At 38.5% G+C, this 22,335-nt stretch carries 21 protein-coding genes; 10 read left to right on the forward strand and 11 right to left on the reverse strand.

Annotation, left to right across the window (positions count from 1 at the left end):
• Positions 1-243: 243 nt before the first annotated feature.
• The 5 genes from OO007_RS16605 to OO007_RS16625 form a co-directional block, all read right to left on the reverse strand.
• Positions 244-1,095, reverse strand: coding sequence for a fumarylacetoacetate hydrolase family protein (locus OO007_RS16605; RefSeq protein ID WP_325809630.1), 852 nt, complete (start codon positions 1,093-1,095; stop codon positions 244-246).
• Between the two features lie 344 nt (positions 1,096-1,439).
• Positions 1,440-2,537 carry a DUF4116 domain-containing protein gene (locus OO007_RS16610; protein WP_325809631.1) on the reverse strand — a complete coding sequence of 366 codons (1,098 nt, stop codon included), beginning with the start codon at positions 2,535-2,537 and terminating at the stop codon, positions 1,440-1,442.
• Between the two features lie 97 nt (positions 2,538-2,634).
• Positions 2,635-2,946, reverse strand: coding sequence for a hypothetical protein (locus OO007_RS16615; RefSeq protein WP_325809632.1), 312 nt, complete (start codon positions 2,944-2,946; stop codon positions 2,635-2,637).
• Positions 2,947-3,062: 116 nt separating this feature from the next.
• Positions 3,063-3,659 carry a hypothetical protein gene (locus OO007_RS16620; protein ID WP_325809633.1) on the reverse strand — a complete coding sequence of 199 codons (597 nt, stop codon included), beginning with the start codon at positions 3,657-3,659 and terminating at the stop codon, positions 3,063-3,065.
• A 152-nt stretch (positions 3,660-3,811) separates the two neighbouring features.
• Positions 3,812-4,666 carry a hypothetical protein gene (locus tag OO007_RS16625; protein ID WP_325809634.1) on the reverse strand — a complete coding sequence of 285 codons (855 nt, stop codon included), beginning with the start codon at positions 4,664-4,666 and terminating at the stop codon, positions 3,812-3,814.
• Between the two features lie 252 nt (positions 4,667-4,918).
• On the opposite strand from OO007_RS16625, the gene OO007_RS16630 reads away from it, so the two are divergent.
• The 9 genes from OO007_RS16630 to OO007_RS16670 all read left to right on the forward strand — a co-directional run bounded on the left by OO007_RS16630 (position 4,919) and on the right by OO007_RS16670 (position 15,815).
• Positions 4,919-5,125, forward strand: coding sequence for a hypothetical protein (locus tag OO007_RS16630; protein WP_325809635.1), 207 nt, complete (start codon positions 4,919-4,921; stop codon positions 5,123-5,125).
• A gap of 185 nt (positions 5,126-5,310) precedes the next feature.
• A complete protein-coding gene (locus tag OO007_RS16635; RefSeq protein ID WP_325809636.1) occupies positions 5,311-5,580 on the forward strand; it encodes a CopG family ribbon-helix-helix protein in 270 nt (89 codons plus the stop codon).
• Positions 5,571-5,858 carry a type II toxin-antitoxin system RelE/ParE family toxin gene (locus tag OO007_RS16640; protein ID WP_325809637.1) on the forward strand — a complete coding sequence of 96 codons (288 nt, stop codon included), beginning with the start codon at positions 5,571-5,573 and terminating at the stop codon, positions 5,856-5,858. The genes OO007_RS16635 and OO007_RS16640 overlap by 10 nt, the downstream gene beginning before the upstream one ends.
• A gap of 156 nt (positions 5,859-6,014) precedes the next feature.
• Entirely contained in the window at positions 6,015-7,505 is a 1,491-nt protein-coding gene (locus tag OO007_RS16645) for an ABC-three component system protein (protein WP_325809638.1), read from the forward strand.
• The gene (locus OO007_RS16650; RefSeq protein ID WP_325809639.1) at positions 7,498-8,190 is read left to right on the forward strand and encodes an ABC-three component system middle component 1; all 693 of its coding nucleotides are present in this window, start codon (positions 7,498-7,500) and stop codon (positions 8,188-8,190) included. The genes OO007_RS16645 and OO007_RS16650 overlap by 8 nt, the downstream gene beginning before the upstream one ends.
• Positions 8,187-10,538, forward strand: coding sequence for an AAA family ATPase (locus OO007_RS16655; protein ID WP_325809640.1), 2,352 nt, complete (start codon positions 8,187-8,189; stop codon positions 10,536-10,538). The genes OO007_RS16650 and OO007_RS16655 overlap by 4 nt, the downstream gene beginning before the upstream one ends.
• Before the next feature lie 6 nt (positions 10,539-10,544).
• Positions 10,545-11,732 (forward strand): exonuclease SbcCD subunit D, encoded by a 1,188-nt coding sequence (locus tag OO007_RS16660; protein ID WP_325809641.1) that lies wholly within the window; start codon positions 10,545-10,547, stop codon positions 11,730-11,732.
• A gap of 15 nt (positions 11,733-11,747) precedes the next feature.
• Positions 11,748-14,804 carry an SMC family ATPase gene (locus OO007_RS16665; RefSeq protein WP_325809642.1) on the forward strand — a complete coding sequence of 1,019 codons (3,057 nt, stop codon included), beginning with the start codon at positions 11,748-11,750 and terminating at the stop codon, positions 14,802-14,804.
• Between the two features lie 63 nt (positions 14,805-14,867).
• On the forward strand, positions 14,868-15,815 hold the full coding sequence (locus tag OO007_RS16670) for an AEC family transporter (RefSeq protein ID WP_131906531.1): 948 nt from the start codon (positions 14,868-14,870) through the stop codon (positions 15,813-15,815).
• A 70-nt stretch (positions 15,816-15,885) separates the two neighbouring features.
• Here OO007_RS16670 and OO007_RS16675 read toward each other — a convergent pair whose 3' ends face one another.
• Together OO007_RS16675 and OO007_RS16680 are read right to left on the reverse strand one after the other, a co-directional pair.
• On the reverse strand, positions 15,886-16,266 hold the full coding sequence (locus OO007_RS16675; RefSeq protein WP_325809643.1) for a hypothetical protein: 381 nt from the start codon (positions 16,264-16,266) through the stop codon (positions 15,886-15,888).
• An 88-nt stretch (positions 16,267-16,354) separates the two neighbouring features.
• Positions 16,355-16,831: a YybH family protein gene (locus OO007_RS16680; RefSeq protein WP_325809644.1), complete on the reverse strand. Its 477-nt coding sequence runs from the start codon at positions 16,829-16,831 to the stop codon at positions 16,355-16,357.
• Positions 16,832-16,946: 115 nt separating this feature from the next.
• Here OO007_RS16680 and OO007_RS16685 point away from each other — a divergent pair, with 115 nt between their 5' ends.
• Positions 16,947-17,564, forward strand: coding sequence for a TetR/AcrR family transcriptional regulator (locus tag OO007_RS16685; RefSeq protein ID WP_325809645.1), 618 nt, complete (start codon positions 16,947-16,949; stop codon positions 17,562-17,564).
• A 160-nt stretch (positions 17,565-17,724) separates the two neighbouring features.
• Here OO007_RS16685 and OO007_RS16690 read toward each other — a convergent pair whose 3' ends face one another.
• From OO007_RS16690 to OO007_RS16705, 4 genes are all read right to left on the reverse strand, one after another.
• On the reverse strand, positions 17,725-19,545 hold the full coding sequence (locus OO007_RS16690; protein ID WP_325809646.1) for an FAD-binding protein: 1,821 nt from the start codon (positions 19,543-19,545) through the stop codon (positions 17,725-17,727).
• Between the two features lie 4 nt (positions 19,546-19,549).
• On the reverse strand, positions 19,550-19,765 hold the full coding sequence (locus OO007_RS16695) for a 4Fe-4S dicluster domain-containing protein (RefSeq protein ID WP_131906527.1): 216 nt from the start codon (positions 19,763-19,765) through the stop codon (positions 19,550-19,552).
• Positions 19,766-19,802: 37 nt separating this feature from the next.
• Entirely contained in the window at positions 19,803-21,215 is a 1,413-nt protein-coding gene (locus OO007_RS16700) for a ferredoxin reductase family protein (RefSeq protein ID WP_325809647.1), read from the reverse strand.
• A 402-nt stretch (positions 21,216-21,617) separates the two neighbouring features.
• Positions 21,618-22,187 (reverse strand): carboxymuconolactone decarboxylase family protein, encoded by a 570-nt coding sequence (locus tag OO007_RS16705; RefSeq protein WP_325809648.1) that lies wholly within the window; start codon positions 22,185-22,187, stop codon positions 21,618-21,620.
• Positions 22,188-22,335 lie beyond the last annotated feature (148 nt).

Here is a 22,335-nt window from a genome sequence, read left to right on the forward strand (position 1 = left end):
CAATGACAAGTCAAATAATTGAGTTAAACGTTTTGACAAACAAAACGATAAGCTCACTAAAGTCCATCGTCGATGTACGATGTTCAATTGACTACTGAATATATTTAGGAATCAATAACGTTGTTCTGTTTTCATAGCGGAGCTACATCATACAAATAGCGGAGCTACAACATATCAATAGCGGAGCCACGACATACCAATATTAGAATAGAAAGAGTCAGTTGGTGTTACCGCATTAATCGCTCACTGAGCAACGCATTTGTTTGTCATTGTCCCAATACCAGGAACAGTCGTAGTGATGGTTTCACCTTCCGTTAAATAACGTCGCGGATCACGCACAGAGCCAACGCCAGCGGGTGTCCCGGTAAAAATGAGATCACCAGGGTTTAGTTCTGTCCACTTCGATAAAAAGGAAACTATCTGCGAGACAGAGAAGATCAGTTTCGCAGTGTTACCCGATTGTACTTGCTCTCCATCTAGCTCACAGCTAAATGGAATGGCGTCTTGGTCATCAAACGCATCTGCCGTCACCACAACAGGACCAATTGGCCCATAATTTTTAGATGACTTGCCCAAGCTAAATTGCGGCGGGCGATCAGAAAACTGCTGTCTACGATCAGAGATATCCTGCCCAGCGGTAAACCCGGCGATATGTTTCTGAGCGTCACTTTCGGCAATATTTCTGCCTCCGCGACCAATGACGATGACAAGCTCAGCCTCCCAGTCAACGCGATTAGACGTCAACGGAATCTCAGCCGTAGGTCCGGCAATGCAGCTAGGAAATTTAGTAAATACCATGGGTTGCTTAGGTATATCTAACTTCGCTTCCTCTGCGTGATCCGTATAGTTCAGCCCAATTGCATACACTGCACTTGGTCGGGGAACAGGGCATTGAAAATTGGTATCAGCAACGGGTGACTCATCCCCCTTAAGCACTTGCTTAACAGCCCAATCAGAAAACGTATCCCACTGCTCGTAAATCTTCATCGGGTCGGCAGAAAACTGACCACCAGAGCGCTTTTCGATATCGATCGCATGCTCGTCTACAACGAGTACTGACCGACCAGCTATCATCCCGAGGCGTATTGCTGCCATAAAATTCTCCCTTGCTTATATTAGTGTCTTCTTAAAATTTGTAACTTCTTAAGATTATTATTTAACGTTTAGACTTGCTGGACAACCTTTAACTGAAGCCACGTCTTTCTTAATAAATAAGATAATAAATAAGACATCCAAAATTATCTCAATAAGTAATTGATAATTGTTCTTAAAAAAACACCCAAAGTAGGGGGGTGACTTTTGTTTAATTTGCTATGTTAAATAGCCAGCTAGAATAAATTAGGAACTCACTTTTTTTAAAATAACTTTTGGTTTATGAATATCAAAATTATTTTTATTGAAAAATGTGAGAGTGAGTTATTTTCAAGTGTATTAATTTGTTAGCCTTTTAGTTCTATCGCTCGTAAAATATCCTCATCATTTTTCATACTTTCATCCGCATATGAAATAAAGTGACTGTATTTTTCAATGGCTATTAAAATAATTTCTTTATCCTTTTTCAACTCATCACTAGCAAACTGTAATGCTGAACCATCTTCTTTAACAACTTTTAAAACAAACTCTCTATCTGCTTGTAAACTAATATGAGCATCCATGAAAGAATGACCATTGTTTCTTACAGCAGTAAGAACAACCTCTTTATCTTTCCTTAAATGTTCATCTACGCAACATAAAGCTCCTCCATCAATACTAACCACCTCAAGAACAAACGCTCTATCACTTTTAAATTTTTTATCTATGCATTCATTAAATGAGTAGCAGGCCTCTCCAGACTTAGCGAACATTAACGTAGCAATTAAAGCAATTTCTCTATCTTTTTTTAAAGTATCACTAGCATACTGCATCGCAGAACAATTTTTATTTACAGCTTCTATAACAATTTCTCTATCATCTTTTAAAGAATCATCAGCACAACTCAAAGCCTCTCCATTTTGTTTTACAGCGGCCATTACAATGTCTTTATTAGACTTTAAGCTTTCATCTGCATCATCCAGTGCTATTCCATTTTGCATTACAGCGGTCATCACAATATCTAGGTCTTTTTTTAGATGGGGATCAACATACTCTAAGTCCATCCCATCCTCTAAGAGTCCTAGTAACGTCTCTTTCTTACTTAGGTCTTTGTACTTTAAGATTTTTTCTTTTCTTGTTTTAACTAAAAGGTCGTAAGCCTTATTCATTTGCTTTTCATCTTCGTCTTCTTCAACTAGGTTTGATAGATGATCTTCTATCAAATCAACCTTTTCGTTTTTCGTCATATCACGAATATTATAAAACCAAGCTATAGGAGAAAATATTTCATTGTTAATTAAAGTCTTGGATCCGAGAGAGGAATCAATCTCCTTTAAAAGATCTATTTCTATATCTGGATAATGTTCAGAGTAAGCCTTTCTACATATTTCCCATTCTTCATCCGATGTTGGTCTTTTTCTTATTGTTCTAGTAAAAAGAAACAATTTTATCCTTTCTAAAATCATTAGTTAGTATCTCAGTATGTAAAGTTTTATCAGGCTAACGCCTTACTCGTTAGAAATGCGCGACCGCGAGCGAGTAGTTTTTCGATGCAGAAAATTGTTATACGCTACCCTCTGATTCTATAACTAAAATTCTAGCTTCCCCTTTTGGATGGGCAACATGTTCAGTGCCAACAGAAGCATAAAATATGTCACCAGCATTTAACAAAATTGAATGCTCTATGTTGTTTTCTTTATAAAGCATCTGAACAACGCCATCGAGAACAACAAAAACTTCCTCACCATCATTAATGTGCCATTTGTATGGTTCATTTGTCCAATGCAGGCGAGTAGTTATCCCGTTCATATTGGAGATATCTTTAGCTCCCCAAGCACGATCTGCCGTAAATTCTTTACTTCTGATTATTTTCACAATACTTCCAGAGTGTATTTTTAAATTTTTATTTCGTATAACGCTTGCTCAGCGGAAAACGACGAGCGCGAGCGAGTTGGTTTTCCGATGAAGCAACTTGTCATACATTTTATTAATCAATAGGACATAGAATAAATTATTACCTTGTGTCCTAAGTTTTTCTCAACATGAGAAATAAAACTATCTTTAAAGTCTCCCCAATTGTAAAACTCTAGAGCTAAGTTAGAAAAGGTAATCATTCCTTGGTAGTTGTAACTACTAATTTCACTTTCTACTTTACAGTGATTACATTTTAAGAATTGATCTTTTCCGTCATACACATAAATAGAGGTAACGAAGTCATCATATGACTGGAGTTGTTCTTTAGTTAAGTTCTCAGTGTAAAAATCAACAACCGAAATATCTTTAAACCAATTTTGATTACATTTAGGGCATATAACTACAAATTCAGGGTTAATTTCTCCCGAATAATATACTGATGGTTCTAATGATACTTTTACGCCATTTAAACTTAAAAAAGCAGTTTCTTCCGGAAATTGTACTGCTTTAGAAATTTCACTTCCTTTTGCATAACCAAGACCTCCAAGAGTAGAGTCCGATAACTCACCCTCAATGATTTTTTCACGCTGAAGTTCGTTAATTAAATCTGTAGCTAATTGTTTATTATTTTCAATGTATCCTTCTAAACATATGATTTTTGAACTATCGCTCATTTGTTGTCCTGTAGTAATTTTTTTGTATAACAGCTTATTATACAGACGAAAATAACACCTGACTAAGCAGAGTGTCCTTGCTGTTATTTGGTTTGAGAAATAAAGAATACATTCGTATTCTAAAAAAACGCCTCAAAGTAGGGGGGTGACTTCTACCACGTCCCGGAATGCATTTTTCCTGTAGGACTTACCTGAAGATGTATCTTGGGCATTTTAGCTTTGGCGGCTGTTTGCTTCTTTTTTGTAGTTGTTTTCTTGTTGGTTGGTTTGCTAGCCTGTTTCGGCGTTATTGGTTTTTTATTGGTTGTCGCATATTTTTTTCCTGAACTTGTATCGCGAGTTAATATGATGGACTGAACATTGTTCAGTTTAGGGAAGTGCTGTTTTAATTTAGCCGGAGTTAATTGTGATAGCTTAATACCATGCGCCCTTAATTTTCTAATACGTTGAGTCATATCTGGGTATAAAGATTTGATGGTGCCCAGTTGATAATATGCATACATTGAATCTTTGTGAATGGCTTTAGGCGGAATTCTTTTCGCAGATTTTTTTGTCACACTTTTTAAGGTTGCAATGGCTAGCTGGGTTGCTAAACCTTCTTCCAGCATAGTGTGGCTCGCTTTTCTGTTATCGGGCGAGAGTAAATAAAACCCAAGTTGTGCCAGTTGAGCGAAAGATTTATTTTTATCTTTTAACGCATCACGACTTAGTCGTGCAACCACATATTTTTGATTTCTACAGGGGTACCAAAGTCTGGGTTTTTCCGCTTCTGTATAATCAACGCCTACTACCCGCCACGTCTTATCTCTTTTTCCATAAAGTTTTTCTGCGACTTGCAACGGCTTATTAATGCGTGTTTTGTGATACTTCTTTTCAATCGTTTGAAGCGGTATTTGATTGGCACATAATTTAACAAAGTCGTTACTTTTAGCACTCACTGAGGAGGAAAAAAGAATCAGGGAAAAGGAGATAGTTGAAAAAGAGATAAAGAACGCTAAAGATTTCATGTTATTAATTCTCAGTAACTTGACTTCATAATAGCTTCGATAGTTTAAGATAATCTTAGTTCAAATAATATCTGCATCAATAAACAGGATGCCCATAATTATAACAAGCAGATCAAATAAAAACTGTGATCTTCAAGATCAATTGAAAAAGTGCCTGAAAGTAGGGGGGTGACATATCTAATAATTTCGTAGCTGAATGCTACGAGTTCATTTATTTTGCGCAGCCAAAATAACAGAACCAGCCGAACGATAGTGAGACAACGTCGGCGCGAAGCAACGACGGCCCTTCAGGGTGAGACGCAGTCAAATAAACAAAAGGCTGCCCAACAAACAAGCCGCAAGCGGTTCCCTCACTACTCAAAAATCGACGCGGTTTTAGAACTCACTCCTAAAGTCGCTCAAACAGCTAAAACCTTAATCGTCAATTTTCTGCGTGGCTCGGCTTGTTTGAATGGGTAGTTTGAAACATCGCTAGAATGTAAAAAGTGCCTATAAGTAGGGGGGTGACTTTTTATTTCCCCATATTAAATAGCCAAATCTAATAACTTAGAAGCTATCTATTTCTTCGTGCTAGCAAATGTCATTTTTTCTACTTTCTAAATTTTGTGTTACGATGTAAACTTTGTGTTACATAAGGTAAATTTATGACCCAGACAGTTTCAATTCGTTTGCCCATAGAAGTGTTAGAGCGGCTTGATGAATTAGCAAAAATTACTGATAGATCGAAAGCCTGGTTAATGGCGCATGCGATTGAGCAATATGTTGAGCATGAGTCGTGGCAGATTAAGGCGATTGAATCAACCTTAGCTAAAGTGCAACAAGGCGATGCCGAATTTGCAGGACATGATGCAGTGGGTGATTGGCTAAAAAGCTGGGGAACAACTGACGAAGGAAAAACACCTCAATGCAAATAAGGTGGGAGTCAGATGCAATCAACGACCTGATTGAATTACGAGAATTTATTGAACGAGAGAATCCTGAATCCGCTAGCAGGTTGGCTAACAAAATTCTCCATCCGGTCGATATCCTGATTGAACACCCGTTATTGGCAAAAGCAGGTCGAATTCATAAAACCAGAGAACATGTTGTTTCGGGCACGCCATATACCCTAGTTTATTTGACAGAATCAGAACTGATAACAATCTTGAGAGTTTTTCATCAATCAAGAAAATGGAAGCAGTTAAACGACTAAAACTCAATTAATTAATAGCACTAAGCAGAGTGATTGATCGTGGTTTTATCAGCATAAGAAAAACGCCCCAAAGTAGGGGGGGTGATAATTCTAACTAACGTAAAATATCGCGTTTGTTTAATAATAATTTATAAAAACATTCAATAAGGAATTTACATGTCGCATGATGCGTCAGCTACTTGGAGTGGCTTTAACTATCAAGGTAAAGTTGCTCTCTATCATACGTTAACTTTTATAAATCAAAAACTCGATGAAGACATGAATTTCGAGTTCTCTGGTTATGAACTTATATTAGAGAATCATGAGGATTTCGATATCAAAGGTCCTGATGGATTCATATCCTTTCATCAAGTAAAGGCAATTAATGATTCAGCTTTTAATAGATATGAAGATGCTCTTTTTGCTATGCTTTTGCAGCTTGATTCTCCTGATAACGCTTCAGTTATAGGTTATTTACATACTTGGAAAGATTTAAAATGGCGTCCCAAAGTAAATTTTGACCAAAAACTCAGGGATATTTTAAAAAAAGTAATTGATAATCATAATGATGATCCTGATAAATCAGATATTTGCAAAACTTTTATTAAAAGCACCGGTGATAAAAAGACGGTAAAAATCCTCAAGCAAGCTAAAGAAAAAGACAAACGTCTAGTTGATATAGATAGTACTCAATTAATATTTACTCAAGCTTATGAATCTACTGATGACGAATGTGTGGTCAATAGAGTGAAACAATATGACTATGACGGTAGTTTAGCTTGTGGCATTGATGTTATTGATGCGAAGGTAAAAAATGCAATAACTAATCTCAATATTGTACATGGTAATCCTTTAGATGGTGACGATGAATCGCTAGATAAAATCTTCTGCGCTCTATTAGCAAAGTTAGATGAAAATGTCATTTTAAAGCACTCTGAGTCTAGTGTTCTAAATAAAAACCCGATCCCTTTTGTGGAAATCATTGATATTGTTACTGACCAGAGAATAAGAGATAGTAGTGACACCTATCTGGCATCTAGATTTAAGTTGAAGTTTATTGATGCTTTTGAAAATTACCTTAGTGACGAAGATTTGTGCCCAGCCGATATTGCAGAGTCATATTCAAATAATGAGTCTAACCTGAATCCTGTTATGCGTATATTGTTACGTTCATCAGCAAATGAATTGTGGTCTCACTATCTAAAACTCAATCCACATATTGCTATGGATACAAGTAACACAATGGATAAAGCTATTGATATAAACATTAATGACTTAAGACAATATCTATTTCTGATCTTTAGTGAGATAAGCGAGCAAATTTTCATTCACGACGATAAAAAACAAAGAGTTTTTTATCAAAATGGGAAAGAAAAATATTTACCTACAACAATTGGAGACTTAACTAACAAATATTTAGTTACCGAAATAATGAAGAATAGCCATGCAATTCCTTCACTTTTTGAAATGACCGCCATGGTAACAGGGTATAAACATGCTAATGAAATTGAAAGCTTTTCAGAGGAATATAGCAAAATCACAGATATAAATGTCAGAGACTCTTATGATGGTGAGCCACCTGAGGAAGGAGAAAAAATTAATCAGATTTATGGTGACATTCGCCTGATAAAACTAAGTACTGCAATAGAGGAAATAAACGATGCTTGATATTTTACAAAAACTTTGTGAGTCAAATAAATTTGTAGTACATGAGTTTGAAAGCAATATTGAAGATGTCAATTCTAAAATTGTAGTACCTAATAGCGATAATAATAACCAAGAATATTATTTCATCCTTGAATGTAAAAGTGTCAACGATACGCTTATTACTAATTTGACTAATGATCATGCTGAGAAGTTTATGGATAAATTAGAAGAATTGGAATTTACGGATGAAAGCTTAAGAAAAAATTGCACGATGATCCTTTGTTGCGAAAACAGTAATATATCTGAACAAACGTTATTACAATTTGAAGAGGATCCATATTATTTTAAAAAGAATGTCATAACTTATTCTAAGGAAGAACTGTTAGCATTTGAACAAGAGTTGAATAACCAATATAGCAATGAATACTTAAATAAACTGCTTATGAGCGATGGACTATTTGAATTATTTAAAACTCATTCACTTGGAAACGATAGTTATTATCCTCTGCTCATAAAGGTAATAACCAAACTACCTTTTATACATTATCTACCTCAACAAAATCAGCTAAATGATTTAGAGGAATTTGTTAAAACTGAATTAGATGAGTCCTCGATAAAATTACTGGATTTTATTTGTAGGGAAGATGAAAATTTAAGTGAAGAGATTATTGATGAGAAAATTTCCACAGTTTGGAGTGAGTTATGAGTAATTTGTATCGACTGGAAAAAATTATTTTTAATAACTTCAAACTGTTTGGAGAAGAGTTTACTGTTAATTTTAATGATAACTTACTTGTAGTGTTAGATGGCCCAAATGGACATGGCAAAACAACTGTATATGATGCTATCGAACTAGCTCTTACTGGCGGTATAAGACGTTTCAATTCTACTGAAAAACAACAGATCCCAAAAGATGTGGTAGTAGCGTATGAAGACAGAGAAGATTGTTTTGTAAGGTTGGAGTTAAGTAATAATAAAAATCGTATAATTATTGAAAGGCATTTAAAAAATGATTTCTTAAATATCGATAAGAAAATTAGCAACTTTAAAAAACTTTGGAATCTTTATTTACTTTCTAATGATGACCGACAAATTATTTCTCAGGAAAAGCTAAATGAATTGATAGATAGTCCTAATTTGGAGCGTGATTTTACATTGTTTCATTATGTGGAGCAGGAAGATACAGCTCACTTTCTGAAGCAAAAAACAGAGAGTGAACGAGCAAAAGCTCTGTCAGTTCTTTTCGGCGATACTGTTGAAATGCAGCAAAAAGTAAATAAAGTTGAACTGGTATTCAAACAATTAGATAAGACTTTAAAGGATAAGGTTAAAGATAAACTTGCTATTGAGAGTAAAGGAAACATTAATGTTTCTGAAGAAACTAAAGAATCAAATATTAGTTTTAAACCTTTACTGCAATGGAAAGAAGGTCATTTTGAGTGGGATCGAGAAAAAATTAAAGCTTTTACTATTGAAAAGAAAGATATCTTTCTATCTGAGCTTTACAACATTGAAACCTTATTGAAATATCGAGAATATTTCATAAGACGAGGGAGGCATAACCGAGCTACTCAATCATCTATTTTGAGATCATTTGTCGCTTACTCTCAATATATTAATGAGTTAGATCAACTTAAAGAAAAGTCTAGGCAAATTAATGTAGTAACAAATATAAAATCACTGCTGAATGTAGATAATTTTAATGATTTATTGAATTCACCTCTCTTAGATGAAGCTTTTACTTTAGTAAATTATGAGTATAGAGATGAGTTTCTTAAAACTCTAAAAAAGATAGTTGAAGGAAAGAGTCGAAATCAAGACAGTTCAAAGCTTGTGCTTGAATTACTTGGTTATAGAAATCATTTAAAAATTCATTTAAGTAATCAAGAAAAAGAAAAAGAATGCTTTCTTTGTGGTACTGATTTTGATGATCATACTCAGTTAATTCATTCGATTGATCAAAAAGAATTAGCCTTAAAATCTCTCCTAACCGACGACGAAAAACGCTTAGAAATATTACAGAGTAGTTTTCTAGAAACTATATTTCCTAAATTTTTAGCGAATGTTACTGAATATTTAACTAACACTATAGGTCCCACCCCAGAACATATTATTGAACTGGAACAAACTAAAGACCTCACTCAACGTTTTCGTAGGTTAGAAATGTGGTTGAATAAAGAAGAAATTATTTTTTCAGATTTGTTATTAACATATAAACCAGCTAATAATTCAGAAGATGAAATTGAAGAGTCTGTTTCACTTCTTAAAGATAGAATTCTTGAAAAAGTTAAGCAAAGCCCAGAAGGTTACGATGAGTCAAATGAAGATGTAAATTTTGAAAATGTGTTTAAAATTTATTTTGACGCTAATTCAAAAAATTTAGTTATGTTGAATTCACAAGATATAGAACAAAAAAGTCTATATATTCAACAACTATTTTTTGAATCCATTTCAAGTGATATTAAGGCTTATGAATCTATAAAATTGGAAATATCAAAATTAGAATCCAATATAGAAGTGATTAAAAGATTACGAAAAGGCCTAAATTCAGCAGTTAAGCGTTACCAAAAGTTGCTTATTAAAGACATAGAAGTCCCATTCTATATTTATTCAGGGAAAGTACTTCAATCTCATCAATCGAATATTGGAAATGGAATATTTATTAAAGATAGAACAGGTGGAGAAGAACTAAAAAATATTCGCTTTGTTTCTAATTGGAAAAGTGATCATGACATCATTAACACCATGAGTTCGGGTCAAATTGCTGCCGTAGTTATTACTCTTTATCTAGCGTTAAATAAGATATATACCAAAGGACTTGGTACTTTGCTTATTGATGACCCAGTTCAAACTATGGATGAAATAAATATGATTTCATTAGTTGAACTTCTAAGAAATGAGTTTTCGGATAGGCAAATTATCCTTTCTACACATGAAGATCATGTCTCACGATATTTCATTTACAAGTTCCTAAAATACCAATGTAGCGTTAGACAAATTAAACTGATTGACAGGAAGGAGTATCAACTCTCAAATCAGTTACCAAAAGGCTAATTTTAAATGCGGATATTACACACATCAGACTGGCATATTGGGCGGCAGTTTCACAATGTTTCTCTGGTTGACGATCAGGCTTATGTTTTAGATCAGATCATTGATATCGCTAAAACCGAGGCGGTTGATGTGGTGATTATTGCGGGCGATATTTACGATCGTGCGATTCCGCCTGCGTCTGCGGTTAGCCTTGTTGATAAGACCTTAAACCACTTATGTAATGTGCTTAATATTCCGGTGATTATGATTGCGGGTAATCACGATAGTCCGGAACGATTGAGCTTTGGTTCTCGCCAATTGTCTCAGGCTAATTTATACATCACTGGGCCTTCAAGCAAAAAGGTTGAAACGGTTGTTTTAAACGATGCGTTTGGTGAAGTGACGTTTTATTCCATTCCTTATGCTGATCCGGCGACTGTGCGCAGTGTGTTTGCTGAAGATGATGGTGATGATTCGGCTAATGTTACTGCTAACACTGATTCAGCTGAGTTAAGAACGCACGATCAATGCATGGCAAGGATCATCAAAGAAATCCCTGATCATAAAAAGCAACGTTCGGTGGCTATCAGCCATTGTTTTCTTGCAGGTGGTGATGGCTGTGAATCCGAAAGGCCTTTGTCGGTGGGTGGTGCAGAGCATGTTACAACTAAACATTTTAAAAACTTTAACTACACGGCATTAGGGCATTTGCATAGTCAACAACATCGCACTGAAAAGAACATTCGTTATTCTGGTTCTATCCTTAAATACTCATTCTCTGAAGAGCATCATAATAAATCCATTACCCTGGTCGATATGGATGAGAAAGGTGAGTGTGAGATTAAGCAGATTGCGTTGAAAGCGTTGCACGATATGCGTTCAATTTCAGGCGCTTTTGATGAGATTATCGAAGCGGCAAAAAAGGATAAACATCCTGAAGATTATCTGCTGATTAGTTTAACCGATAAGCATGCGATTCTTGATCCTATGGGTAAGCTGCGTCAGGTGTATCCCAATGTTCTGCATCTTGAACGGCCTGGCTTAATGTCATCGGGTGAGCAGAAATTAGCGCATCGGGACTTACTGAAAAAAGGCGAATTATCGATGTTTAAAGACTTTTACAATCAGGTTCAAGATCAGGCTTTAGATAAAGATCAGGAGAAAGTATTAGAGACGATACTTGATGAAATCCACAGTAACAACGAAGCTGATTAGTTAAGAGTTTACCCAATGAAACCGATAAAACTTTCCATGACTGCCTTTGGGCCATTTATCAATACTGAAGTGATTGATTTTGAGGCGTTGGGTGAGAACCCGTTATTTTTAATTAATGGCACCACAGGTTCGGGTAAAACCACGATTCTCGATGCGATCTGTTTTGCGCTTTACGGTCAAACAACCGGCAAAGAACGAGAAGCCATGCAAATGCGTTGTGACTTTGCGCCCGATGATTTACTCACCGAAGTTGAATTTGTGTTTGAATTAGGCGGTGAGTTATACCAAATTAAACGTGTCCCAGAGCAGGAAAGGGCAAAGGCAAAAGGCGAGGGCACCACCAAACAGGCAGCAAGTGCTGAGTTAAACCGTTTGGATAAAGATCGTAAAATCGCACAGAATTTAGTCGCACGAAAGGTCTCAGATGCGACTCAGATGATTGAGCAGTTAACCGGCTTACAGGTTGATCAGTTCCGTCAGGTTATGGTACTTCCACAAGGACAATTCAGACAGTTGTTGATGGCGGATTCTAAAGACCGTGAAAAAATATTCAGTCAGCTTTTTGAAACACATGTGTATAAACGCATTGAAGATAAATTAAGGGCACAGGCCAGTGTGGTCGCCAAAAAAGTCCAGGGTTTAAAAGATCAGCAAGAAGGCGTGTTCCAAAATGTAGGTGTCGAAAACCTTGAAGCACTAGAACTGATCATCAATCAAATCAAGCCTGAAGTGAAAACCTTAAAGGCAGAACTGGCGGTAAAAAACACGGCGTACTTAGAATCAGTCAAGGCATTCGAGAAAGCCAAAGATTTAGAAAAGGACTTCCAGAATCTAAAACAACAGGAAGAAAGATTCGAAGCATTAAAGCAACAAGAAAGTGAGATCAAACAAAAGCAAGAACAGCTTTCGCTTGCCGCTGTCGCTGAAAAAATCACTCCCGTATTTTCTGATTTATCAAAAGCCAAAAATGCCTATGAGGAATCATCTACACAGTTAACAGCGATTGAAGAGCGTCATCAAACGGCTGTAACGAAACTGAAAAGTGCCGAAGAAGATTTATTAAAAAATCCACAACGCCAAATCGAACTTGATAAGAAAAAAGAACAATTAATTCATTTAAAAAGCTATCAGGAAAAGGGTGAAGTTTTAAACAAAGAATCTGTAAAGCTGAAAACCATACAGGACAATTTTGTCGCGGTAGAAAAGCAGTTTACCGAGGCGCAAGCTGCGCTTAATAAGCTGCTAGAAAATCAGGAAACGACAGACAAAGAAAAAGCTGCACTTGAAGCACAGCTTAGCAATGAAGCAACGTTAAAACTGCGATTACAAACGCTGTCTGATCAGATCAAAAAACGTCAAAACTATGAAGCGTTAGAAACCAAAATAGTGACGCTAACCCAAGAATTAACAGAGCTTACTCAAAATGGTAAACGTTTAAAGGCCAGTCTTGAAGCGGAAGATATAAAGGCAAAGTCCTTAGAGTTGAAATGGCATCAGGCGCAAGCCGCGATTCTTGCCAAAGATTTACAAGACGATCAGGCATGTCCTGTGTGTGGTAGTTTTGAGCATCCGCAACCTGCTTACAGTGAGGAAGATTTACCGACAGATCATGATCGAGAATTAGCGCAAAGCGCTGTGACAGTTGCGAGAGAGAAACATGCAAAGGCTCAAGAGGCGTTTTTAAGTTTACGCTCCAGCCTGAATGGTTTTAAAGAGCAATTAGCAGAATTACAAAAGCAATGGAATGACATCGCCAGTATCTCATTGGATGAGCTGAATAAAGAACATCAGGCATTAACGCAACAGTTAGCTTTGCAGGAAAATCAGCAAAAACAATTAACCGAACTAAAAGAAAAAATAGACCAGTTAAAAACCCAGATAGAGAACGCGAGAAAAAATCAGGATCAGTTGCAAGCGCAAAAATCTGAGTTGAACGGACAACTGGAAGCAAGCAAAGCGCTGGTAGCAAATGCCGAGAAAGCACTGCCCGAAGAGTACCGCGACCTGACATCGTTAAACGCAGAAATTCAGCGCGTTAATGAAAACATCGAAGCGCTTAACAACAGTATTGCTCAGGCTCAGCAGCTACAGGCAGCCGCGAGCAATGAGAAAACCGAAGCGGAGACTAACTTAAAAAATCAACAGCAGGCGCAACAGAAATTAAAATCAGAATTAGAAAAAGCGCAATCTGCCTGGCAGTCTGCTTTGGAAAAAAGTGATTTTGAGAATGAAGCGGCGTATCAACAGGCACGACTGGATGAAGCTGCCTTAGCCGTTATCAAAAAGACTATCGAAGAATACACGCAAGAGTTGCAAAAAGTGAGTGGCATCATTGAGAATCAGCAGGCTGCGCTGAAAGGCAAGGTCAAACCGGATATGACTTTATTGGCAACGCAGTTACAAAGTCTGGATGATGCAAAAAATCAAATTGAGCAGCAAAGCAAAGAGAAAGATAAAGAGCTGGGCAATTTTGAACAAGCTCAGAAAACCTTAAATGAGATCAGTAAAAGCCAACAAGCCGAAGAAGACGAATACAAAATCATTGGGACTTTATCCAATGTCGCGAATGGCAATACCGGTAATAAAATCAGTCTGCAACGCTTTGTATTGAGTGTTCTGCTGGATGATGTGTTGATTGATGCAAGCCATCGATTAAAGCTGATGAGTAAAGGCCGTTACAATTTATTGCGCAAGGAAGATCGAGCCAAAGGTAACAAGGCATCGGGATTAGAGCTGGAAGTAGAGGACAGCTACACGGGTAAAATTCGTCCTGTTTCAACCTTGTCAGGCGGTGAGAGTTTCATGGCATCGCTGTCGCTTGCATTGGGCTTATCCGATGTGGTGCAAGCCTATGCGGGCGGGATTCATCTGGATACCTTATTTATTGATGAAGGTTTCGGCAGTCTGGATGCTGATTCTCTGGATCTGGCGATTCGCACCTTAATGGATTTGCGCGATACGGGTCGCATGGTGGGCATTATTTCTCATGTATCGGAATTGAAAGAACAAATCCCTGTGAGAATAGATGTGAAAAGCAGGATGGAAGGGAGTTATATTGAATTAGTTAACTAAAATTTGTTTGACTATTTTTATCAGTCCTCCACAATCTGTTTTTAATTCTACTTGAATGTTCTTATGACGACTCTTTTAGAAAGCCTCGGCTTTTCACTCACAGTCACTACGCCAATCTTTATCGTTCTTCTCGTCGGTATTTTTCTTAAGCGTATCAATTTCATCAACGACTCGTTCATTGATGTGAGCTCTAAGGTCGTTTTTAATATCTCACTGCCGTTATTATTGTTTTTTGGTATTCAAAAAACACCCTTGGAAGAAGTGAATAATCTACCGCTTATTATTTATGCAGCGATAGCAACGATTGTTGTCTTTGTGCTGTTAGGGCTGTGGGCAAAACGTCTGGAACCCGCGAGCGATAGAGGGGTTTTCGTACAAGGTGCTTTCCGCGCGAACATGGGTTTTATTGGTCTGGCTTATTGTGTAAATGCCTATGGCGAAGCGGGTTTGATTGCGGCTTCATTGTACTTAGGGTTTATTACTGGGCTGTATAACGTGTTATCTGTGATCACGCTCAACCGTTCTTCTCAGGTCGATCAAAGTGTCGGTAAAATCATTAAAGGCATTGCTAAAAATCCGTTGATCATTGGTATTACAGCAGGCTTAGTCGTATCCGCCTTACATATACCCATGCCAGATTTTGCCGCGAAAACGGGTCAGTACTTTGCCAACCTCGCTTTGCCTTTGGCATTGATTTGTACAGGTGGTTCGCTGAACTTCCAGGAGTTGAAATCAAACCCGAATAAGACAATCTACGCGACCGTTTCCAAATTATTTATCGTGCCTTTCGCAATTACCCTCGGCGGTATACTGGTCGGGTTTAGAGGCATCGATTTAGGTATTCTGTTTTTGATGTGTTCTGCGCCCACCGCTTCAGCCAGTTTTATTATGGTGAAAGGCATTGGTGGTAACTACAAACTCGCGGCGAATATTATCGCCCTGACTTCATTAGGGTCGCTAGTGAGTGTGAGTTTGGGGATTATGATTCTGCGTAGTCTGGGCTGGATGTAGTCCTGCATGTAAAAAACCCCCTATAAGTAGGGGGGTGTGTTTGAATAATATTTAATATCTAAAAGAACAATTAGGTATAAATAACTTCTCTGGTAATCTGCCAACGCCCATCTTCAAAGATGAAATCGATACTCAGTGTGATAATCTTTTCTTCACCTGTTAGATTCACCTTGCGGCTTATAATGACATGTCCATTTGTTTCGTCAGCCTCTACCAGATGGTAGTTAGCCCAGGTACTGGGAGTGTTTCCATCTTTCATAGACTCTTTAAGATGAGCGATAAAATCAGGTTTATTCATTATGTGTAATTGGTCGCTACCTGCGAGCATGTAAATCTTCATATCATTGTGATACAAGGTTTCGAGTATTTCGAGATGCGCACTAGAAGCGGCATGGATTAAATTATCCAGTGTTTCTTTTACGGTTTGTGCTTGTGCTGAATTGGGTGTCATTGATCTGTTCCTATTTTTAATGTCGTTATTTGTTTAGTGTTTAATTTAATGATTAATTAAGTGATTTGATTTTTGAGTAGCTGAAGATTTACTGGGCTGATTCTGATTTAGCAGGAGCATGCTGGTGCCACATATCGGTAACAATTTTCCATGTTTTTCCATCAGGACGAAGTACGAATAAATACGTTCCGGTAGCGTCCATCCCAATTTTTTCTAGTTTGGCTTCTACAGAACCAATCATGACTGCAAGACTGGAATCTTCTGATACAAACAAATTGTCGATAGTGTGGTTAACCTGTCCTTTGTTAGAAGTGATAAAGTTAAATAGCTTACGAGGTTCTTCCAAACCCTGTGCAACAGGTTTTCCCTGTTCGATCCAGAGTGCTTTGTCGTCATACATGTTGACTAAAGCGTCCGCATCTCCGGCAATTACTGACGCATTAAAATGATCATTAAAAGCGTTTAAGCTGGCAACTGAAGTGGATTGTTTTCCCATCGCAAACGAAGCAACCGATATTCCTATTATCAAGGCGAGAAACAAAGAGAGATTAATAGATTTACGCATGAAATTGATCCTTTTAAATTTGTTTAAAAAATGTGTCATAATGATTAAGTTATTTATATATGTAACGTTTGATATATAATTAATGAAGATAAATTAACTGTCAAGGAATTATATATTGAACGATACAAATATAATTGCAGGTAAGAAGGGAAGACCCAGGAATTTTGATATAGATGAGGCTCTGCTTGCCGCTATGAATACTTTTTGGGCAAAAGGTTATGACGGCACTTCGATGAAAGACCTGACAAAAGCCATGGGAATCAGTGGTCCAAGTTTATACGCAGCTTTCGGCGATAAACGTGAACTCTACTTGAAAGCTATCGACCGTTACGCCGATGTTGATGGTTGTGCACCGATAGTCGCTTTCGAATCTGAAGATGATATAGCCAAAGCCATAGAAGGTTTTTTATTATCCGTTATTCACTATTCGACTGAACACGAAAGTGGCGCTAAAGGATGCTTTCTTGCATCTTGTGTAGCGACAAGTGTCGGCGAAGTGGAGGGCGTTGAAGAACGCATGATGAGTGCAATTGAAGAAACTGATTTTCGTCTATCTGCTCGATTTGATCTGGAGAAAGAAAAAGGGGTGTTACCGAGTGATTTCCCATCTCTTGAACGAGCAAAATTATTGCATGATATGCGACAAGGGTATGTGTTTCGTGGAAGAGCAGGCTGGACAGAGGAGTTACTGACGAAGGATATAAAAGATCGAGTCAAAATGCTTATTAGCTAAGCATTACGACACATTTACAATCGTTTTACTGCAAGATTAAAAAAGTGCCTGTAAGTAGAGGGGTGTATTTGCCCCCCCCTACTTACAGGCGTTTTTTTGGTTAAATTCCCAAACATGCATATCTAGGCACACATCTTTAAAAAACAACTCACGCAAATTTCTAAGCAAATTCCGGCCATTTATCAAAGTGCTGTTTTTCTAGCTTCATTTCACCGTTTTCATCTTTGTGAATATTGATCCATGCCTGCCAGTTTTCAGTATCGATTTCTGGATAATCCAGACGATAATGACTGCAACGGCTTTCGGTGCGCATCATTGATGCTTTCAGTTTCATCTCAGCAGTAATAATCATGTGCATGGTTTCATGCGCAAGGCGTAAATGGTGGCGATCTGATGCCATTATCATTGGGCCGTGATGTTCCTTGAGTTCTTCAATATAGGCTAACGCGGCTTGCATCATGCGTTCTTTTTTAATGTATAAAACAAAATTTGGAATCATGGTGCTTTGCAGTGTTTGCGTGACCCACGCAGGGCTGTAACCACTTTCGCGTTTTAAGGGTGCGAGGATTTCTTCTCTGGTTTGTGTCAACTTTTCCTTTGGTATCGAAATCGCTGTAACCGTTTTGCTGGCTTTGGCTGCGGCTTCTCCCGCTATTGCCCCTTGCACCGCGGAACCCGCCATAGAGCTACCCACTTGCGTATAAATACCACCCGACATATAAGAGCCTAATGCATCACCCGATGCCCACAAACCCGGTATCGTACTTAAGCCGGTTTCATCGATAGGCACTAATCCTTCTGATTTATGAATCGCCATACCTGCAGTCGAACCACCTACAGATTCGCCCCCCATATTCGGTGGACCTTGTCGTTTCTTTTTAGCAAACAGCGCACTCAGACCTGTTGCTTCTTGTTGTGGAGGAGGGCCGCCTGCATGACGGAATGATTCGGGAATATAGGGACCACTAGGGAAATCTGCACCTGAGTTGTTATCTGAGTTTGAACGATCACTCGGCGGCCCCATGCTAACTGGACCACCCTTGGTGTAAGCGGTGTAATTTAAATCTACCCCTAGGTCATGATGAATATCTTCCGAGGTAGTGCTCGGTTTTTCTTCTATCTGACCGTGCCAATTATCGTAACTCGAACCAGAGTTTTTGGCTGATGCGGGGTGGCCATCGTTCCATTCTTTACCGGTGACTTTTGCGCCGATGTTGTAAGCCATAATGGTGCCATCGTGGGTTAAATCACATAAAGGAAAACCGTTGGCTTTAAAGCCGCCAGAACCGGTGCATAAAACCACGGTTTTCGCTGAAAAATTAAAAATGGTGTTGTGATCTAAACTAAACCCGGATGCCCCGACAACGCGCCCTTGTTTTTTATGCAGATGCGTCATCATAATGCGTTCGATAATGGGTATTTTGCGTGCTTTCATGGGCTTGGAAAAACTTTCGAAACACAGCGCAGAATCGAAGAAACCCCATTCTTTTAATTCTGCCACTCTATCTGCTGAATGTTCTAACAGTTGACGCGTAAACACCGGGTTATTCGTACCAATCGAAGATTCAGCGACCTTTGCAAGGTATTCATCCACTTGCATTTTAGGATTCTTTTTATCGTAACTAAACACGCCTTTACCGAAGGGTGTCAGCCCCGAACTGCCTAAACGACCTTTGGACACCATTACTACTTTTGCGCCAGCATCGTGGGCTTTAACCGCCGCGAACAGACCTGCAATACCGCTTCCAATAACCAGCACATCAGCTTCTAATTGTTCTTCTTTAAAACTATCTGCATCAACCTTCGTCTCATTTCTTTGCGGAGGATGCCCCATGGGTGGGTGTCCCATTGGAGGAGGACCGCCTGCTAGCATCGGTGGCATATTTCCTGCGATGGCGCTTGCACCAAGTGTCGCACCTGCTATTCCCAGAAAGGTTCGTCGTGAGATTTTTGTTTTATCTGACTTGATTTGATCCGACATGATTTTATCTCCAGGAAACGACAACAGGAATGGATTTTTCGGGGGTGATACTAATCGCATCTACCGGACAGTAAAGACGGCATAGGTGACAAATCTGGCAGTCTTCAGGGTAGGCGATGTAGGCCTTTTTCTTGTCAAAATCGAACTGTATGACGTCAGTCGGGCAGGTTTGCACACAGGTTTGACAGCCTATGCAGCCTGCTATTTCACTTATTGGCATGATGAATTCCTCTTACCTTTAAATTATCAACAGTCATTTAGAATGAAAGCTGTTCATAATGAATATGTGCTTTGGGTATGTTGAGCGATTTCAGGCTAGTGTTAACACCTGCAATCATCGCTTTGGGGCCACATAGATAAACCGTACAGTCTTTTTTCGCTTCGATGCTATTTTGGTTATTGATGCTGTTGAAAACACCTTCAATGCAGTCTTTGTCGATGTCTCCCTGATAGATATCCTCTCGATGTTCTTGATTAGACTCTTCATTGCAGACTAATTGTTGTTTGAAATTTGGCATGGTTTTTTCCAGCGCTTTAATTTCATCCTGGAGCACCATTTGATCGAGTCGATTATTGCCATAGATAAGTCGAATAGGGCGTACGTCGTTTTTCTCTGCCAAGCCACGTAACAGACTCAACATTGGCGCGATGCCGGCACCACCTGCGATTAAAACTATAGCTTTTGCTTTGCTTGATTCCGCCAGATTAATACTGCCGTAAGGACCATCGACATAAACATTTTGACCAATCTTAAGCGTGTCTAATTTGGAGGTGTAATCACCCAGATTTCGGATAAGAAATGACACACGGGGAAGATCCGCCTGACAGGATGCGATTGAAAAAGGGTGCTCTTTTACCCCGCCACTGTGTTTGCTGGTATTGAGCCAAACGAATTGACCAGCTTCAAAATCAAAACCTGATGCGTCTTTTTTCTCGATGGTTACCTGCCAGTCGGTGCTACTGACTTGTGCAACATCGATCAATTTGAAGGGTTTAGATCGGAGTATTCTGGGTTTGATGAAATAATTGTACAGAACCATTGTCGCCGAGCTAGCGCACAATGCCCACCAGATGAGATTGAATTTTTCCTGAAACTGTCCATGACTACCTACAGAAGTAATATGCAGCGTGGCCAAAACCATAATTGTCACTAACCCCAGCATGTGGGTAAAGCGCCAAGTTTCATAACTGATATTGAGTGTGTTTTTAAATATTGCGACCAATATCCAGATGATCATGCCGACCCAGGCAATAAGCCCCGTGAGCATTTGAGGCGCAGTGATGACCGATACAAGGCTGTGCATACCATCATCAAATGAAACCATAAATCGTGGCGCGAGTATCAACACAGGATGTAGCAGGAAGATAATGCCAAGCCAAAGGCCAATTTTTTTATGGTGGGTGATATTCCAGTCAATATTCGCAAATAGACTAAATGACTTTAAGCGGCTGACTAAGGGGAACTGCATATAAAATGCCATCATTGCCAGCACATTTACCGTGGTCAGGATAGTGGCATAAGTTGTTTTATCTGCCATATCCAGACTAAAGGTCGCGAGGAATGGTAGCAACATTAGGCAAAAAAAACCTAGTGCCAGTTTGCTTTTTTTACTGAATTTAAACGGATACTGTAAGCCGAATTTTTCTAACACTGAAGATTGAGTTGTCATGATTTTCATCCAATTTGCTATCAGAATGAATACATTGAACAAGCAAGGTACTCATTACCGCACACACCAAATATAAGTCTGAAATGTGCATGAAATGTGAAAATTTATGAGAACAAATTTGATTTCTAGTCATTTAATGACGTAGATCAAAAGGCTTGGAAAAACTGGTATCGGCACAGGTAAAAGCGTTTAGGGAAATGATGTTTGAGACGATGAATCAATCATCAGGGTTTTTATCTGAGATTAGCGATCATTGATGTCTTTGTTATTGGATGTTTTAAGATATTACACAAAAAAATACACCCCCCCACTTATGGGCACTTTTTTAAAAAAGTGCCCATAAGTGGGGGGGTGTATAAGTGCTTTGTTCTATTTCAATGGATCAAAACAAAGATGAATAATTTACTCAGGCCAGCTGTATGCAGCAAATGCATCATCCAGTTGTGAGGCAAATAGGTGATTAGAGTAGTTGCTGATCACTTTAACGGAAATCGCCAATACAATCGCAAGCATGTCTTTATCTTCATAACCTGCTGCGTGGAATGCCGCAATCGCATCTTTGTCTGGATTGCCTCTTGATGTCACCATTTCACGCGTAAAGGCATCTAGTGCTGCTAATTTAGCGTCAGGTATTTCTTTTCCTGCTCTGATAGCTTGAAGCACATCGGCTGGAACGCCAGACATTTTGTCTGCAATCATACTGTGAGCACCCATGCAGTATTCGCAATTGTTGGTACTGCTAATCGCAAGGAAAATGACTTCCTGTTCCTGCGAGCTTAGGCCACTTCCTTCGCGGAATTTTCCGTAACCATGAAAGTAGGTATCTAGCAGGGCAGTGTTGTTCGCCATGTTGGCGTACATATTAGGGACAAAACCGACTGTTGATTTAGCTTCATCGAATAATTCTTTGGCTCGTCCTGTCGCTGTTTCAGGGTTTACTGCTTCAAGTGATACTAGTTTTTCGCGTGACATGTTTTTTCTCCAGGACGTTTTAGTCCATTCATTGAATTAAATTGTTTATAAAATATATCTGTACCGTTCGGTACATATTTGACATTCTTTACCGTTCGGTACATTATGTCAAGCATAATTTATTACGCTGTAAAGAATTGATACATCG

This window comes from Cocleimonas sp. KMM 6892 (assembly GCF_035798195.1).
Classification (GTDB): domain Bacteria; phylum Pseudomonadota; class Gammaproteobacteria; order Thiotrichales; family Thiotrichaceae; genus Cocleimonas; species Cocleimonas flava.